Raw genomic sequence first — 16,071 nt, 5'->3', positions numbered from 1 at the left:
ACATCATCGGTCGGCGGGCGGCTCGGGGGCCGTGGCAACCGTCGGCAACCCAATAAGAACAATAATCAGGAGTGTGCAATGTCCAAGGGGCAATCGCTGCAGGATCCTTTCTTGAACGCACTGCGGCGCGAGCGCGTGCCGGTTTCGGTGTACCTGGTGAACGGCATCAAGCTGCAGGGCACGATCGAGTCGTTCGACCAGTTCGTGGTCCTGCTGCGCAACACGGTCAGTCAGATGGTCTACAAGCACGCCATTTCCACGGTGGTTCCGGCACGCAACGTGAAGGTCGGTCCGGGCGGTGGTTACGTGCAGTCGGGTGAAGGTGGTCAGGCAGGTGATGAAGCAGACGAGTAATACCGGAGCGGTGAATGTTTGACCGCTCGAAAAAGGGCGAACACGCCCTGTTGATCCAGCCCCATTTCGGCAAGCTGGAAGACGATGTGCTGGAAGAGTTCGGTGATCTGGCCCGCTCGGCTGGGGCCAGCATCGCCGCGACGATCACCGCGCGCCTGGACCGTCCGAATCCGTCAACCCTGATCGGCAGCGGCAAGCTGGACGAGATCAAGGCCGCGGCCGATGCCAGTGGCGCCGACCTGATCCTGGTCAACCATGCGCTGAGCCCGGGTCAGGAGCGCAACCTGGAACGCTTCCTCGAGCGCCGGGTGATCGACCGCACCGGTCTGATCCTGGACATCTTTGCCCAGCGTGCACACAGCCACGAGGGCAAGCTGCAGGTCGAGCTGGCGCAGCTGCGTCACTTGGCTACGCGATTGGTTCGCGGCTGGACCCACCTGGAGCGCCAGCGCGGCGGTTCGATCGGCCTGCGTGGCCCGGGTGAAACCCAGCTGGAAACCGACCGCCGCCTGTTGCAGAAGCGGGTCGAGCAGCTGCAGAAGCGCCTGGAGAAGGTTGAAGTGCAGCGCACCCAGATGCGCCGTGCGCGTGTGCGCAGCGAGCTGCCGCGCGTGGCCCTGGTGGGCTACACCAACGCCGGCAAATCGACCCTGTTCAACGCCATGACCGGCGCCGAGGCCTATGCCGCCGACCAGCTGTTCGCCACGCTGGACCCGACCGTGCGCCGCATCGCGGTCCCGGGCGGCAGCGTGGTGCTGGCCGACACCGTCGGTTTCGTCCGCGACCTGCCGCATGATCTGGTCGCCGCGTTCCGCTCGACGCTGTCCGAGGCACGCGAGGCCGATTTCCTGCTGCATGTGGTCGACGCCGCCGATCCGCACCGCGAGGAGCGCATCGCCCAGGTGGACGAGGTGCTGACCGCGGTCGGTGCCGGTGACCTGCCGCAGCTGCTGGTGTTCAACAAGATCGATCGCATCGACGGTGCCGACGTCCGCCACGATGGCCAGGATGGCGTGCCCGACGAGTCGCGTCGTGAACGTGTCTGGATTTCCGCGCGTGACGGGCAGGGCCTTGAGCTGCTGCAGGCAGTGCTGGGCAAGCGCCTTGGCCTGCAGCACGTGACCGGTGAATTGCGCCTGCCGCCGGATGCCGGCCGCCTGCGTGCGCGCCTGCACCAGCTGGAAGTGATCCGCAGCGAACAGGCCGATGAAGAGGGCTGGCTGCTGCAGGTGGACCTGCCGATTGCCGAAGCCGAGAAGCTGGCCGCCAGTGCCGATGGCGCGCCGATCCGGGCGCTGCTGCCGGAGAAACTGCCGGAGTGGTGAGCTAGCGGCCCATGGCTGGTGGTGCCGGCCGCTGGCCGGCAACGCAATCGTGCCGGAGGGGCGCGACATCCGGCTGTCATCTGCGGTACAACGGGGTTCTTCACCCCACCGTCATGCCGATGTCCATCCCCACCGACGCCGATCTCAATGCCCAGTCCGCCGCGCTCGGGCAGCGCCTGCAACAGGCCTCGCTGCAGCTGGTCACGGCCGAAAGCTGCAGTGGCGGCTGGATCGCCAAGTGCATGACCGACATCGCCGGTTCTTCGGCGTTCTTCGACTGCGGCATGGTGGTCTACAGCTATGAAGCCAAGCAGCGCCTGCTGGGCGTGCGTGCGCAGACGCTGGAACAGTTCGGCGCGGTCAGTCGCGAAACCGTTCTGGAGATGGTGTCCGGTGCGCTGGTCAATTCCGGTGCCGGCATCGCCGTGGCGGTGACCGGTATCGCCGGCCCCGGCGGTGGCAGTCCGGACAAGCCAGTCGGCAGTGTCTGGATCGGCTGGAAGCGCCGCGGTGGTTACGCCCGCGCCGAGCTGTTCCAGTTCGATGGCGACCGCGAAGCCATCCGCCGGCAAACCGTGGCGGCGGCATTGCACGGTATCGACGCCCAGCTGTGACATGCTGCTCCGGTAACCGTCCGGAGCACGCATGATGTGGGAAACGCTGGGCACGGTCCGTGACCTGGGCCGACTGCAGGAAATCGCCGTTGTCCTGATCCGCTACGGCTTCGGCGACGTGGTGCGGCGCATCGGCCTGGCCAGCACGCTGGAGCGGGCAGGGCGCCTGTTGCACTGGAACGAGGACCGGCAGGAGCTGCTGCGGATGACCGCACCGGTGCGCGTGCGCAGTGCGATGCAGGATCTTGGCCCGACCTTCGTCAAGCTTGGCCAGGTGCTGGCAACGCGCGTCGACCTGTTGCCGCCGGAGTGGATTGCCGAGCTGTCCGAACTGCAGAACGCGGTGCCGGCGCTGCCGTACGCCGAGATCCGCGGGCAGCTCGAAGCCGACCTGGGCGCGTCGCCGGCGGAGGTATTCGCCTTCCTTGACGAAACCCCGATGGCCGCCGCCTCGCTGGCGCAGGCCCATCGCGCGCGGCTGCATGATGGTCGTGAGGTGGTGCTGAAGGTGCGGCGTCCCGGCATCCGCGACGTGGTCGAGGCCGACCTGCGGCTGCTGGCGCGGCTGGCCGAGATCGTCGAGGCCCGGTTGCCGGACCTGCGTCGCTATCGCCCGGCCGAGGTCGTGCAGCAGTTCACCGTATCGCTGCGCCGCGAGCTGGATTTTGCCGCCGAATGCCGCAATGCCGAACGCATCGCGCGCAACTTCAGCGGCCGTGACGACATACTGATTCCGAAGGTGCACTGGCAGTGGACCTGCGAGAGCTTGAACGTGCAGGACTTCGTCGACGGCATTCCCGGCCGCGATCTGGCTGGCGTCGATGCGGCGGGCCTGGACCGGCGCGAGCTGGCGCGGCGTGGTGCCGGCATCGTGCTGAAGATGGTGCTGGAGGACGGCAGCTTCCACGCCGATCCACACCCCGGCAACATCATCTACCTGCGTGACGGCCGCATCGGCGTGATCGATTTCGGCATGGTCGGCGCGCTGTCCGAAGTGCGCCGCTTCCAGGTCGCGCAACTGCTGCACGGCCTGGTCGAGCAGGACCCGCAGGGCGTGGCCGACGTGCTGCTGGACTGGGCCGGCGGCGTGGAAGTGGACGAGAACCGGCTGCAGCACGACATCAGCCAGTTCGTCGACCAGTACCGTGGCGTGCCGCTGAAGGACCTGCGCATCGGCCTGATGCTGGGCGACATCACCCAGCTGCTGCGCAGCTACAGCCTGACCCTGCCGGCCGACCTGGCACTGATGATCAAGGCCTTCCTGACCCTGGAAGGCATGGGCCGGCAGCTGGATCCGGATTTCGACATGGCCAGCGCCGCCCGCCCGTTCCTGGAGCGTGTGGTGCTGCAGCGTTATGCGCCCAGGGCGCTGCTCAAGCGCGGCCGGCGCAGCCTGTTGGGCCTGGTCGACTTCGCTGGCGAGTTGCCGCGCGACCTGCGCAAGCTGGTCCAGGCGGCGCGCCGTGGGCGCCTCCAGCTGAAGGTGGAGACCACCGCGCTGCAGGGCTTTGGCGAGCAGGTGAACCGGGCCGCGAACCGACTGGTGGTGGGCGTGATCACGGCCGCGCTGATCATCGGCTCGTCGATCGTGATGCACAGCGTCGGCGGGGTTTCCAGCCGCTGGTTGCTGGCGCTGGGCGTGTGCGGATTCATCGGCGCCGGCTTCTGCGGCGTATGGATCCTGGTTTCGATATGGAGAAGCGGCAAGCACACCTAGTGTGCTTGCCGCAGCGGTTCCCGCTGGGAACCGCGGAATCGCACAGCGATTCCTGTAGAGCCGACTGCCAGTCGGCTGCATTTGCTTTTGCTTTTGCCCGCCGGCGGGGCGTTCGCGCGCTTGCCGAGCATGCCTCGGCCCAACAAGCCCGCACCACCCCGATCGCCCCGGCACTTGCAGTCGCGCATATTAGTAGTAATACTACTAACCATGGACCTGACCGACACCCAGCAGGCGATCCTGCAGTTGATCGCCGAGCGTATCGAGAGCGAAGGCGCACCGCCGTCGCAGACTGAAATCGCACGCGCATTCGGCTTCAAGGGCGTGCGCGCGGCCCAGTACCACCTGGAAGCCCTAGAGCAGGCCGGTGCGATCCGTCGCATCCCGGGTCAGGCCCGCGGCATCCGCCTGGTGCAGGCACCGCCGGTCGAGAAGCTGGCCGAGCCGGGCCTGGCCGACAGCGTGCTGCGGCTGCCGGTGCTGGGCCGGGTTGCGGCCGGCCTGCCGATCGGTGCCGACATCGGCTCGGACGATTTCGTGGTGCTGGACCGGGTGTTCTTCTCGCCGGCGCCGGACTACCTGCTGAAGGTGCAGGGCGACTCGATGATCGATGAGGGCATCTTCGACGGTGACCTGATCGGCGTGCACCGCACCCGCGACGCCCATTCCGGGCAGATCGTGGTGGCCCGCATCGATGACGAGATCACGGTCAAGCTGCTGAAGATCGCCAAGGATCGCATCCGCCTGCTGCCGCGCAATCCCGACTACAAGCCGATCGAGGTGCTGCCGGATCAGGACTTCGCGATCGAGGGCCTCTATTGCGGCCTGTTGCGGCCCAACCGTTGACCCGTTCCGTAGCGCATTACCCCGCGGTCTTTTGTGGCGATTCTCTGGTTCCACTGAGGTTGGTACGGATGTCCGATAATTCTTTTCAGAGCGCCGGGCAGAATCTCAGCCTGTGCGATACGTCCGACTTAAAGTGAACCCATGGCAAAGAAGACCCCCAAAGACAGCAACTCCAACGACACGACCTCTGCAAGGACCAATCCGATGGACGAGAATAAGAAGCGCGCCCTCGCTGCAGCTCTGGGCCAGATCGAAAAGCAGTTCGGCAAGGGCTCGGTGATGCGCATGGGCGACCGCGTGGTCGAGCCCGTCGAAGCCATCCCGACCGGTTCGCTGATGCTCGACATCGCGCTGGGCATTGGTGGTCTGCCGAAGGGCCGTGTCGTTGAGATCTACGGGCCGGAATCCTCGGGCAAGACCACCCTGACCCTGCAGGCCATCGCCGAATGCCAGAAGATGGGCGGCACCGCGGCCTTCATCGACGCCGAGCACGCGCTGGACCCGATCTACGCCGCCAAGCTGGGCGTGAACGTGGACGACCTGCTGCTGTCGCAGCCGGACACCGGTGAGCAGGCGCTGGAAATCGCCGACATGCTGGTCCGTTCGGGTTCGGTGGACATCCTGGTGATCGACTCGGTCGCCGCGCTGACCCCGAAGGCCGAAATCGAAGGCGAGATGGGCGACCAGCTGCCAGGCCTGCAGGCCCGCCTGATGAGCCAGGCGCTGCGCAAGCTGACCGGTAACATCAAGCGCTCCAACACCCTGGTGATCTTCATCAACCAGCTGCGCATGAAGATCGGCGTGATGATGCCGGGCCAGAGCCCGGAAACCACCACCGGCGGCAACGCGCTCAAGTTCTACGCCTCGGTCCGCCTGGACATCCGCCGTATCGGCGCGATCAAGAAGGGTGACGAGATCATCGGTAACCAGACCAAGATCAAGGTCGTCAAGAACAAGCTGGCACCTCCGTTCAAGCAGGTCATCACCGAGATCCTGTATGGCGAAGGCATCAGCCGTGAAGGCGAGCTGATCGACATGGGTGTGGATGCCAAGCTGGTGGAGAAGGCTGGCGCCTGGTACAGCTACGGTGAAGAACGCATTGGCCAGGGCAAGGACAACGCCCGCGGCTACCTGCGCGACAACCCGACTGTCGCCGCCAAGCTCGAGGCCGAGCTGCGCGAGAAATTCCAGCCGGCCGAAGCGGCCCGCGAGGAAGGCGACGACGAAGGCGAAGACGAATAAGGCTTGCTGTGGGGCAGGGTGGCGCCGTCAGTGACGTCGCCCTGCCCCGCAGGTTCGAATCGCCCAGGGATGGGCTGGGCGCCACGGATGGCGCCACCCTTGGAGTACCCATGTCCGACGCCGAAGACATTCCGACCGGCCGCAAGCGCCGGCCTCGTGAGCAGACCCCCGTGCAACGGGCGTTGGGCCTGCTGGTCCGCCGCGAGCACTCGCGCAAGGAACTCACCCGCAAGCTGACCTCCCGTGGCATCGAAGACGAAGCCGCGCAGGCCGCTGTCGCCAAGTTGACCGAGGCCGGCTGGCAGGACGACACCCGTTTTGCCGAGAACCTGGTGAGGATGCGCGCCAACACCGGTTATGGGCCGATCCATGTCCGCGCCGAGCTGGGGACCCATGGCCTGGACAGTGCCGCGATTGCCGCAGCGATGGACAGCTACGAAGGCGACTGGCAGGAAAACGCCCGTGATCTGGTCCGCCGACGCTTTGGCGAGGCCGGCCCGCAGGACCTGACGCAGCGGCGCAAGGCTGCCGATCTGCTGGCCCGGCGGGGCTTCGACGGCGACAGCATCCGCCGCGCGACCCGCTACGACCCGGATGACTGAGACTGGCGGCGCCGGGCCTGATACCCTTTAGGTTTTCGGCGGTCCCTCGCGACCCTGGCCAACGCGGCCGGTGGTCCGGGTCCGCCGGCCCGCAGACTGCCAGCCCCCAATGAACGCATCCGCCAAATTCACGACATCCCAGATCCGCAGCGACTTCCTTGAATTCTTCAAGGGTAAAGGCCACACCATCGTGCCGTCGGCGCGGCTGGTGCCGGGCAATGATCCGACCCTGCTGTTCACCAACTCCGGCATGGTGCAGTTCAAGGACGTGTTCCTTGGCGCGGAAAAGCGCAGCTACGTGCGCGCGGCCGACGTGCAGCGCTGCCTGCGCGCGGGCGGCAAGCACAACGACCTCGACCAGGTCGGCTACACCGCGCGCCACCACACCTTCTTCGAAATGCTGGGCAACTGGTCGTTCGGCGACTACTTCAAGAAGGACGCGATCGCCTGGGCCTGGGAGCTGCTGACCCAGGTCTGGAAGCTGCCGGCCGAACGCCTGCTGGTCACCGTGTACCAGACCGACGACGAAGCCTACGAACTGTGGCGCGACATGGTCGGCGTTCCGGAAGAGCGCATCGTACGCATCGGCGACAACAAGGGCGCGCCGTTCGCTTCGGACAACTTCTGGCAGATGGCCGACACCGGCCCGTGCGGCCCGTGCACCGAGATCTTCTACGACCACGGTGATCATATTGCCGGTGGTCCCCCGGGTTCCCCGGACGAAGACGGCGACCGTTTCATCGAGATCTGGAACCTGGTGTTCATGCAGTTCGACCGCCAGCCCGACGGCACCCTGGTGCCGCTGCCGGCACCGTGCGTGGATACCGGCATGGGCCTGGAGCGCCTGGCGGCGATCCTGCAGCACGTGCACACCAACTATGAGATCGACCTGTTCCAGGCGCTGATCCGCAAGGCTTCCGAGCTGACCGGCACCGCCGACCTGGAGAACAAGTCGCTGCGCGTGATTGCCGACCACATCCGTGCCTGTTCGTTCCTGATCGTCGATGGCGTGCTGCCGTCCAACGAAGGCCGCGGTTACGTGCTGCGCCGTATCATCCGCCGCGCCCTGCGCCATGGCTGGATGCTGGGTGTGCGCCAGCCGTTCTTCAGCAAGCTGGTGCCGACCCTGGTCGAGCAGATGGGCGAGGCCTATCCAGAGCTGCCGGCGGCGGTGGACACCGTCACCCGTGCGCTGCAGGCCGAAGAAGAGCGTTTCGCCGAAACCCTCGACGCCGGCATGAAGATCTTCGAGGACGTGGCCGGCAAGGCCAGCAATGGCGTGATCCCGGGCGTTGACGCGTTCCGCCTGTACGACACTTATGGCTTCCCGCTCGACCTGACCCAGGACATCGCGCGCGAGCGCGACCTGACCGTCGACATCGCCGGCTTCGATGCCGCGATGGAACAGCAGCGCGAAACCGCACGGGCGGCCGGCAAGTTCGGCGGCGGCGTGACCCTGCCGGCCGAGCTGGTGGCAACGCTGAGCCCGACCCTGTTCCTGGGCTATGACCGCCTGCAGGCCGACGGCCTGAGCGTGCTGGCCCTGCTCAAGGACGGTCGTCCGGTGCAGTCGGCCGATGCCGGTGATTCGGTCATCGTCATCACCAACCAGACCCCGTTCTATGCCGAATCCGGCGGCCAGGTCGGTGACACCGGCGTGCTGGCCGGCAACGGCGTGCGCCTGGCGGTGGAGGACACCCAGAAGTTCGCCGGCCAGTTCCATGGCCACGTCGGCACCTTGTCCGAAGGCGGCCTGAAGGTCGGCGATGTACTGTCCGGCCAGGTCGATGGCGAGCGCCGTGGCGCCACCATCCTCAACCACTCGGCCACCCACCTGCTGCACGCCGCGCTGCGCGAAGTGCTGGGCACCCACGTGCAGCAGAAGGGCTCGCTGGTCGCGCCGGACCGCCTGCGTTTCGACTTCTCGCACTTCCAGCCGATCAGCGCGGAAGAGCTGGCGGTGATCGAGCGCAAGGTCAACCAGCAGGTGCGTGCCAACAACGCCGCTGAAGTGCACACCATGGCCATGCAGGAAGCGCTGGACTTCGGCGCGATGGCCCTGTTCGGCGAGAAGTACGGTGAGCACGTGCGCGTGCTGAAGATGGGTGACTACTCCACCGAGCTGTGCGGTGGCACCCACGTCAACCGTACCGGCGACATCGGTCTGTTCAAGATCACCTCCGAGGGCGGTGTTTCCGCCGGCGTGCGCCGCATCGAGGCGGTTACCGGCCAGGGCGCCCTGGACTACGTGGACGCCGAAGAGGCCCGCCTGGCCGAGGCCGCTGAACTGCTCGGTGGCAGCGCTGCCGACGTGGTCGAGAAGATCCGTGCCCTCGGCCAGCGCCAGAAGCAGCTGGAACGCGAACTGGAGGCCGTGAAGGCCAAGGTCGCGGCCGGTGCCACGGCCGACCTGTCCGGTCAGGCCGTCGAGGTCGCCGGCGTGAAGGTGCTGGCTGCCCGCCTGGAGGGCTTCGACGCCAAGGCCCTGCGTGACGGCATGGACCGCCTGAAGCAGCAGCTGGGCGACGCGGTGATCGTGCTGGCCGGTGCCCAGGACGGCAAGGCCGCCCTGGTCGCGGGTGTGAACGGCAGCGCAATGGGCAAAGTCAAGGCCGGGGAACTGTTGTCCCATATCGCCGGTCAGATCGGGGGCAAGGGCGGCGGACGCCCGGACCTCGCCCAGGGTGGTGGCGAGGACGGGCCCGCCCTTGCCACTGCGCTGGCTGCAGTCGTCGAATGGGTCAGCCCCCGCCTGTGATGAACCCCGCCGTCCCCCTCCTTGTAGGAGCGGGACGGCTGACGGTACCATTGCGAATCTTTTCCCTTTGTCGTGGTAGCGCTTCTTGACGGAGCGTCAAGCCGGTGGGGGATACCCTTCCACACGGTTCCATGGAGACTTACAAAAATGTTGATCCTGACTCGCCGCGTCGGCGAAACCCTGATGATCGGTGACTCGGTGAGCGTCACCGTGCTTGGCGTCAAGGGTAACCAGGTGCGTATCGGCATCACTGCGCCGAAGGACGTCGCTGTGCATCGCGAAGAGATCTACCAGCGCATCCAGCGTGGTGATGAAGCCGGTGGCACCGGTAGCGAAAATTCTGCCGAATAACGCTTTACCTTCGCACTCGATTAACGTTATGATTCACGCCCCGCTGAGGTGCAACGCACCAGACGCGGAGAATACCCCGGAGTGATGCCCGAGTGGCCGAAGGGGCTCCCCTGCTAAGGGAGTATAGGGTCAAAAGCTCTATCGAGGGTTCGAATCCCTCTCACTCCGCCAGATACAAAGAAGCGCCTGCAGATCCTCGATCTGCAGGCGTTTTTCTTTATGGCCGGCCTTCAGAGCCGTATCGTCACGCCGACCTGGAAGCCCCGCCCCGGCAGGGGCGCGATGTACTTCAGCGGCGAGTTGTGCGGCCGCGCTTCTTCATTGAGCAGGTTGCTGCCATTGACGAACACTTCCACGCCTGCGATGTAGCTGTTGCGCACTGGAAGTTCGCGGCTGACCTGCAGGTCGACCAGGTTGAATGCGTCGAGCGGAATTTCCTCACTGACATTGCGACCCAGGTACTTCTGCGCGTCGTAGTAGGTGCTGGACAGTTTTGCCTTCCAGCCTTCGCGCTGCCACTGCAGGTTGGCGCCGTAGCGGTTGGTCGGCATGTTCGGCAGATACTCGCCGTCGTTGTGGGCGCGCAGCGAATCCGGGTGGTCGGCCTTGTTCTTCACCAGGTCGGCGAAGGCGGAGACGTTCAACGTGCCATAGCGGCCCAGGTCCAATGCCTGCGACGCGTCGATCTCGAAGCCCTTCACCGTGGTGTCGGTCTGCTTCCAGTACTTCAGCGGCAGGCGGTTGGCGGTCTGCAGGCCGGAATAGCCGAGGTAGAGGTAGTTCTCGTACCGCATCCGGTACGCGGTGGCCGACAGTTCGAAACCACCAAGGTGGAACAGGCCGGTCAGTTCCAGGTTCTTCGCGCGCTCCGGTTCGAGGTTCTGGTTGCCTTCTTCCTGGGTCATCACCGAATAGTGAGCATTGCTCGCGTACAACTCGTTGATCTCCGGTGCGCGCTGCGAGGACGAGTAGCGCACCTTGGCGGCGAACAACGGACCGAGCTCGACGTACGAGCCGAGGCTGTAGCTGTTGAGCCGGTAGTCGCGGTCCTGCAGTTTCGTGTTGGCGGCATTGCGCGCGATCTTGAAGCGGCTTGGTTGCAGGTCATGGTCAACGCGCTCGTGGCGCACGCCAGCGTCGAAACTGGCCCAGCCGAAGTCCAGCGTCTCCTTCAGGAACACCGCGTTGCTGCGGGTGTCGACGTCAGGCAGGTAGCGCAGCGAGCCACTGCCGGTGACATCACGCGACTGGTGGCTGAAACCCAGCATGCCGCTGAGCGGACCGACGCGCTGATGGCTGAGCAGCAGCTCGGCCTGGGTGCTCTCGAAATCGTAGTCGTTGGCGCGGGTGGCACCCAGCCGCTCGCCCGAGGTGTTGTCCAGCTTGGAAACGCGCAGTTCGGCGCGCTCGAACCACGGCAGCGGATTGCGCAGCAGGGCTTCCAGTGCATAGCGTTCCTGCTTGATCACCACCCCCACCGGCAGCCCGTTGGCATAGTTGGAACCGAACGACAGGTTCTGCATCGAGAACCCCGGCACGCCGTACTCGCTGTCCTTGGCATCGATGCTGATACCCACGTAACCACGGTCGAAGAACAGGGTCGACCCGAGCGCCACCTGCGAATTTCTCGCGTAGCCGTTGCCCAACCGGTGATGGTAATCGGGCGTCACGTCGTTGTTGATCTGCTTCTGCACGTACGAAGGCGTGCCGGGTACGTAGGCCGGGTTGACCGGATTGATGTAGGTGCGGCGCTGCCAGACCGAAGTCGGATTGTTGGTGTAGAACGAGAATTCACCATCGGCCCAGTCAGGATTCTCGGTCATGAACTGGTCGATGTAAGGCTGCGAGGCCTTGTTGTAGATCTGCTGTACGCGTGCTTCCTTCTGGCAGCTGTCGGCCAGCGCCGAGTTGACGCCGCCTGTCGGCGGGAACAGTCGGGTGTTGCAGACACGGGCCTTGCTGTTGCCGGGGATGTCGTAGTGCGAGATGCGCTGGCGCGAGACCTGCAGGTTGGTCGAGAGGTTGCGCTGGTTGTTGAAGTTCATGCGGAAGCCCTGCGCATCGGCGGCATTGAAGCCCTTGCGCAGGACCAGTTCCATCGACTGGTCCTTGTCTTCCATGCTGCGCGAGATCAGGCCCGAATCGATCTCCACGCTGCCGCCGATCGCATTGCCGCCATAGCGCACCGTGTCCGAGGACTTGTTGACGGTGACGCTGCGCACGAACAGTGGATCGAACGGAATGTTGATGTCGCCGCTGATCGCGTTCATGCCGAGGATGGACTGGCCGTCCTGCAGGATCTGCACGCGGTTGCCACTGAGGCTGCGGATGACCGGGGCGCCCGCGTTCGGCCCGAAGGCGGTGCTCTGCACGCCGGAGACGTGTTCGAGCAGGCCGCCGAGGGTGCGGTTCTGCGCCTGCGGATTGTCGACGGTGACCCGGCTGTCGATGCGCGAGGGCTGGGAGGCCTGGACCTGGAGGGTGGGGAGGGTGGGTTCGTCCGCGGCCTGGGCGGTGTGGACGGCGAACAGAATGGCAGCAGCAAGCAGGTGGCGACGCATGGCAGGACTCGTGAAGGCGAAGTGAAATGTTATAACGTAACTCTTTGTATCGGCAAGGACGGATGAGACCTTGCCGCCAGACCGAAATCGCGGGGGCGCGAATGAGGTTGCCGCGTGTTCAGCGCCCCGCCTTGCGCCGGGCGCCGATGCTGTGCACGATCCGAGGCGCTGCGCCCCACAACGCGTCACGCAGAATCTTCTTCACTGGAACGGAGCAACGTATGAAGCTGTTGTCCGCTGTGTTGTTGTCTGCGCTTTCACTCCCCGCCGTTCCGGCGCTGGCAGTGGAGACTTCGCCTTCCCCCCTGCTGGGGCGCTGGTCGCTGGATATCGCCACGTCTGCGCTACCCGAAGCGCAGCGCCCGAAGCACGTGGTGCTCGAGTTCAAGGACGCCGGTGGTGGCCGCTGGAGCTCGCACGTGGACATCGTCCTGAACGACGGCAAGACCATGAAATCCGACGGCACGCTGGCCCTGGATGGCACGCCCGGCGCCCTGTCCGGCACCTATGGCGCGGACAAGGCCAACCTGAAACTGCCTGCACCGAACACGCTGGTGATGCAGCTGGTGGACCATGGCACGCCGGCCTCCACCCGCATCTACACCGTGGCGGATGACCAGGCGACGATGACCGAGACCAAGGCGTTCTACGGTCATGACGGTACGCCGATCCTGCAGACCAACCTGTTCAAGCGCATGCCGTAGCGATGCTGCATTCACCACGCCCGCAGGGCAGGCGTGGTGAATGCAACGGCCCTACACGGCGGCGGCCGGATCGCGCTTGCCGGTGTCGATGCCGTACTTGTCGATCGCGTCCTGCATCCGCGAGCGTTCGATGCGGCCTTCGTCGGCCAGCGACTTCAGGGCCGCCAGTACGATGAAGTGGCGATCCACTTCGAAGAATGTGCGCAGCGATTCACGCGTGTCGGAGCGGCCGAAGCCATCGGTGCCCAATGCGGTGAAGCGGCGGTCGTTGATGAAGGGACGGATCTGGTCGCCGACGATCTTCATGTAGTCGGTGGCCACCACCACCGGGCCTTCATGACCCTGCAGGCATTGCTGTACGTAGGGCACGCGCGGTTCTTCGGCCGGATGCAGCAGGTTCCAGCGCTCGGCGGACAGCCCGTCGCGGCGCAGTTCGGTCAGGCTGGTCGCGCTCCACACATCGCTGGCGATGCCGAAGTCCTGCTGCAGCAGGTCTGCCGCGGCTTCCACTTCGCGCAGGATCGAGCCGCTGCCCATCAGCTGCACGCGTGGCTGCAAGGCGTTGTCGGCGGCTGCCGGATGCAGCAGGTACAGGCCCTTCAGGATGCCGGCTTCGGTGCCTTCGGGCAGTGCCGGCTGCGGGTAGTTCTCGTTGAGTACGGTGATGTAGTAGTAGATGTCTTCCTGGTCGACATACATGCGGCGCAGGCCGTCGTGGATGATCACCGCCAGTTCGTAGTTGTAGGTCGGGTCGTAGGACACGCAGCTCGGAATCACCGACGACAGCACGTGGCTGTGGCCGTCATCGTGCTGCAGGCCTTCGCCCATCAGCGTGGTGCGGCCCGACGTGGCACCGAGCAGGAAGCCGCGGGTACGCGCGTCGGCAGCGGCCCAGGCCAGGTCACCGACGCGCTGCAGGCCGAACATCGAATAGAAGATGTAGAACGGAATCGTGGCCAGGCCGTGGTTGCTGTAGGCAGTGCCGGCGGCGATCCATGAACAGATCGCACCGGATTCGTTGATGCCTTCCTGCAGGATCTGACCGTCCTTGGCTTCCTTGTAATAGCTCAGCTGGCCGGCATCCTGCGGGGTGTACAGCTGGCCCAGGTAGGAGTGGATGCCGATCTGGCGGAACAGGCCTTCCATGCCGAAGGTGCGCGATTCATCGGGCACGATCGGAATCACCAGCTTGCCCAGATCCGGGTCCTTCAGCAGGCTGGTGAGGATGCGCACGAAGCCCATGGTGGTGGACTGGCCGCGATCGCCACTGCCCTGCAGCTGGGTGTTGAAGATCGACAGCGGCGGCAGCGGCAGCGGATCCACCTTGGCCAGGCGCGCCGGCAGCTGCCCACCCTGGATGCGGCGGCGTTCGGCGAAGTAGGCGGCCTCGGCGCTGCCGGGTTCCGGGCGCAGATAGGGCATTTCCTCCAGCTGGTCGTCGCTGACCGGCAGGTTGAAGCGGTCACGGAAGGCGCGTACTGCATCGGCGCTCATCTTCTTCAGCTGGTGGTTGATGTTCTGGCCTTCGCCGGCTTCGCCCATGCCGAAACCCTTGACCGTCTTGGCCAGGATCACCGTCGGCCGGCTGCGGGTGTTCACCGCCTGCTGGTAGGCGGCGTACACCTTCTGCGGATCGTGGCCACCACGTGCCAGCGCCCAGATGTCGTCGTCGCTCATGTGCGCGACCAGCTCCAGCAGCTCGGGGTAACGGCCGAAGAAATGCTCGCGCACGTAGGCGCCGCTCTGCGACTTGAAGGTCTGGTAGTCGCCATCCACGCATTCCATCATGCGCTGGCGCAGCAGGCCGCTGTGGTCGCGGGCCAGCAGGTCGTCCCAGCCACTGCCCCAGATCAGCTTGATCACGTTCCAGCCGGCCGCGCGGAACGCGCCTTCCAGTTCCTGGATGACCTTGGCGTTGCCGCGCACCGGACCGTCCAGGCGCTGCAGGTTGCAGTTGACCACGAATACGATGTTGTCCAGCCGCTCGCGGCCGGCCAGCGAAATCGCCGCCAGCGATTCGGGCTGGTCCATCTCGCCGTCGCCGAGGAAGGCCCAGACCTTGCGGTCCTGGTGCTGCTTCAGGCCGCGGTACTCGAGGTAGCGCATGTAGCGCGCCTGGTAGGCGGCGGTCAGCGGGCCCAGCCCCATCGACACGGTGGGGAACTGCCAGAACTCCGGCATCAATCGCGGGTGCGGATACGAGGACAGGCCTTCGCGACCGGCTTCGCGGCGGAAGTTGTCCATGCGCGCTGGATCGATGCGGCCTTCCACGTACGCGCGGCCGTAGATCCCCGGCGCGGAGTGGCCCTGGATGTAGATCATGTCGCCGTCGAAGGTGTCAGTACGGCCACGGAAGAAATGATCGAAGCCCACGTCGTACAGGACAGCCGCCGACTGGTAGGTGGCGATGTGGCCGCCGACGTTGGAGTGCTTGCCGGCACGCAGCACCATCACCATCGCATTCCAGCGGATCATCGCGTTCAGGCGGCGCTCGATGGCCAGGTCGCCCGGGTAGGCCGGCTGGCGCTCCGGCGGGATGGTGTTGACGTAGGCGGTCCACGCGCGCGCATGCAGGTCGCCGTGCCGCTGCGCATCCAGCTCGCTGAGCTGGTCGATCAGGTAATGCGCGCGTGGCCGGCCACCGGCCTGCATCACCGCCTCCAGTGATTCCCGCCACTCCCGCGTTTCCAGCGGGTCGGTATCGAAGGGGGTCAGGGCTTGGTTCATGAGTGTCTCCAGAGGGCGCCGGCTCTGCCTGGGCGACAACACCGGCAGGGCGCACAGCACTGGAGCGGGGTCGCAATGGCGGGGCCGTGACGCGAAGGGCGACCGTCGCGGCCACCGGGGAGGCAAGCGTAGGCCCGGCCCCGCGGCTTCGATAGGCGGGCCTGGCTTGGATCTCTGGCAAGCAAGGGTTGGCAGGGTGCGCCGTATCATGGGCGAATGTGCCGGGCGGAGAGTGCCTGGCATGGCCGCCTGCTGCAACGCCACTGTCAT

At 65.7% G+C, this 16,071-nt stretch carries 12 protein-coding genes and 1 tRNA gene; 11 read left to right on the top strand and 2 right to left on the bottom strand.

Going from position 1 to position 16,071, the window contains the following annotated elements:
• Positions 1-78: 78 nt before the first annotated feature.
• From hfq to AC5QAB_RS14410, 10 genes are all read left to right on the top strand, one after another.
• Positions 79-354 (top strand): RNA chaperone Hfq, encoded by a 276-nt coding sequence (gene hfq / locus AC5QAB_RS14455; protein ID WP_004152891.1) that lies wholly within the window; start codon positions 79-81, stop codon positions 352-354.
• 14 nt (positions 355-368) lie between these two features.
• A complete protein-coding gene (gene hflX / locus AC5QAB_RS14450; RefSeq protein WP_049405705.1) occupies positions 369-1,679 on the top strand; it encodes a ribosome rescue GTPase HflX in 1,311 nt (436 codons plus the stop codon).
• A 119-nt stretch (positions 1,680-1,798) separates the two neighbouring features.
• Positions 1,799-2,293, top strand: coding sequence for a CinA family protein (locus AC5QAB_RS14445; RefSeq protein WP_329857532.1), 495 nt, complete (start codon positions 1,799-1,801; stop codon positions 2,291-2,293).
• A gap of 34 nt (positions 2,294-2,327) precedes the next feature.
• Positions 2,328-4,010 carry a 2-polyprenylphenol 6-hydroxylase gene (ubiB, locus tag AC5QAB_RS14440; protein WP_032962195.1) on the top strand — a complete coding sequence of 561 codons (1,683 nt, stop codon included), beginning with the start codon at positions 2,328-2,330 and terminating at the stop codon, positions 4,008-4,010.
• Between the two features lie 210 nt (positions 4,011-4,220).
• Entirely contained in the window at positions 4,221-4,856 is a 636-nt protein-coding gene (lexA, locus tag AC5QAB_RS14435; protein ID WP_032962190.1) for a transcriptional repressor LexA, read from the top strand.
• Positions 4,857-5,060: 204 nt separating this feature from the next.
• Positions 5,061-6,098 carry a recombinase RecA gene (recA, locus tag AC5QAB_RS14430; RefSeq protein ID WP_005412937.1) on the top strand — a complete coding sequence of 346 codons (1,038 nt, stop codon included), beginning with the start codon at positions 5,061-5,063 and terminating at the stop codon, positions 6,096-6,098.
• Between the two features lie 110 nt (positions 6,099-6,208).
• Positions 6,209-6,700 (top strand): recombination regulator RecX, encoded by a 492-nt coding sequence (gene recX / locus AC5QAB_RS14425; RefSeq protein ID WP_046429917.1) that lies wholly within the window; start codon positions 6,209-6,211, stop codon positions 6,698-6,700.
• Positions 6,701-6,809: 109 nt separating this feature from the next.
• Positions 6,810-9,458: an alanine--tRNA ligase gene (gene alaS, locus AC5QAB_RS14420; RefSeq protein ID WP_241884373.1), complete on the top strand. Its 2,649-nt coding sequence runs from the start codon at positions 6,810-6,812 to the stop codon at positions 9,456-9,458.
• 147 nt (positions 9,459-9,605) lie between these two features.
• A complete protein-coding gene (gene csrA, locus AC5QAB_RS14415; RefSeq protein WP_004152909.1) occupies positions 9,606-9,809 on the top strand; it encodes a carbon storage regulator CsrA in 204 nt (67 codons plus the stop codon).
• A 78-nt stretch (positions 9,810-9,887) separates the two neighbouring features.
• Positions 9,888-9,980, top strand: a tRNA-Ser gene (locus tag AC5QAB_RS14410).
• 59 nt (positions 9,981-10,039) lie between these two features.
• Here AC5QAB_RS14410 and AC5QAB_RS14405 read toward each other — a convergent pair.
• Positions 10,040-12,370: a TonB-dependent receptor gene (locus tag AC5QAB_RS14405; RefSeq protein WP_495233466.1), complete on the bottom strand. Its 2,331-nt coding sequence runs from the start codon at positions 12,368-12,370 to the stop codon at positions 10,040-10,042.
• Between the two features lie 221 nt (positions 12,371-12,591).
• Here AC5QAB_RS14405 and AC5QAB_RS14400 point away from each other — a divergent pair, with 221 nt between their 5' ends.
• Positions 12,592-13,074 carry a LuxR family transcriptional regulator gene (locus tag AC5QAB_RS14400; RefSeq protein ID WP_075076276.1) on the top strand — a complete coding sequence of 161 codons (483 nt, stop codon included), beginning with the start codon at positions 12,592-12,594 and terminating at the stop codon, positions 13,072-13,074.
• A gap of 51 nt (positions 13,075-13,125) precedes the next feature.
• Here the strand turns inward: AC5QAB_RS14400 and aceE are convergent, their stop codons facing one another.
• Positions 13,126-15,801, bottom strand: a complete 2,676-nt coding sequence (aceE, locus tag AC5QAB_RS14395) for a pyruvate dehydrogenase (acetyl-transferring), homodimeric type (protein WP_241884375.1) — start codon at positions 15,799-15,801, stop codon at positions 13,126-13,128.
• Positions 15,802-16,071 lie beyond the last annotated feature (270 nt).

The sequence above is a fragment of the Stenotrophomonas sp. YJH_SMC_127 genome (assembly GCF_059372445.1).
This window is presented reverse-complemented; position numbering and strand designations above follow the sequence as displayed.

Coding starts and splice junctions, on each gene's coding strand:
- hfq (WP_004152891.1), top strand. CDS start 79: ATGTCCAAGGGGCAATCGCTGCAGGATCCTTTCTTGAACGCACTGCGG.
- hflX (WP_049405705.1), top strand. CDS start 369: ATGTTTGACCGCTCGAAAAAGGGCGAACACGCCCTGTTGATCCAGCCC.
- AC5QAB_RS14445 (WP_329857532.1), top strand. CDS start 1,799: ATGTCCATCCCCACCGACGCCGATCTCAATGCCCAGTCCGCCGCGCTC.
- ubiB (WP_032962195.1), top strand. CDS start 2,328: ATGTGGGAAACGCTGGGCACGGTCCGTGACCTGGGCCGACTGCAGGAA.
- lexA (WP_032962190.1), top strand. CDS start 4,221: ATGGACCTGACCGACACCCAGCAGGCGATCCTGCAGTTGATCGCCGAG.
- recA (WP_005412937.1), top strand. CDS start 5,061: ATGGACGAGAATAAGAAGCGCGCCCTCGCTGCAGCTCTGGGCCAGATC.
- recX (WP_046429917.1), top strand. CDS start 6,209: ATGTCCGACGCCGAAGACATTCCGACCGGCCGCAAGCGCCGGCCTCGT.
- alaS (WP_241884373.1), top strand. CDS start 6,810: ATGAACGCATCCGCCAAATTCACGACATCCCAGATCCGCAGCGACTTC.
- csrA (WP_004152909.1), top strand. CDS start 9,606: ATGTTGATCCTGACTCGCCGCGTCGGCGAAACCCTGATGATCGGTGAC.
- AC5QAB_RS14405 (WP_495233466.1), bottom strand. CDS start 12,370: ATGCGTCGCCACCTGCTTGCTGCTGCCATTCTGTTCGCCGTCCACACC.
- AC5QAB_RS14400 (WP_075076276.1), top strand. CDS start 12,592: ATGAAGCTGTTGTCCGCTGTGTTGTTGTCTGCGCTTTCACTCCCCGCC.
- aceE (WP_241884375.1), bottom strand. CDS start 15,801: ATGAACCAAGCCCTGACCCCCTTCGATACCGACCCGCTGGAAACGCGG.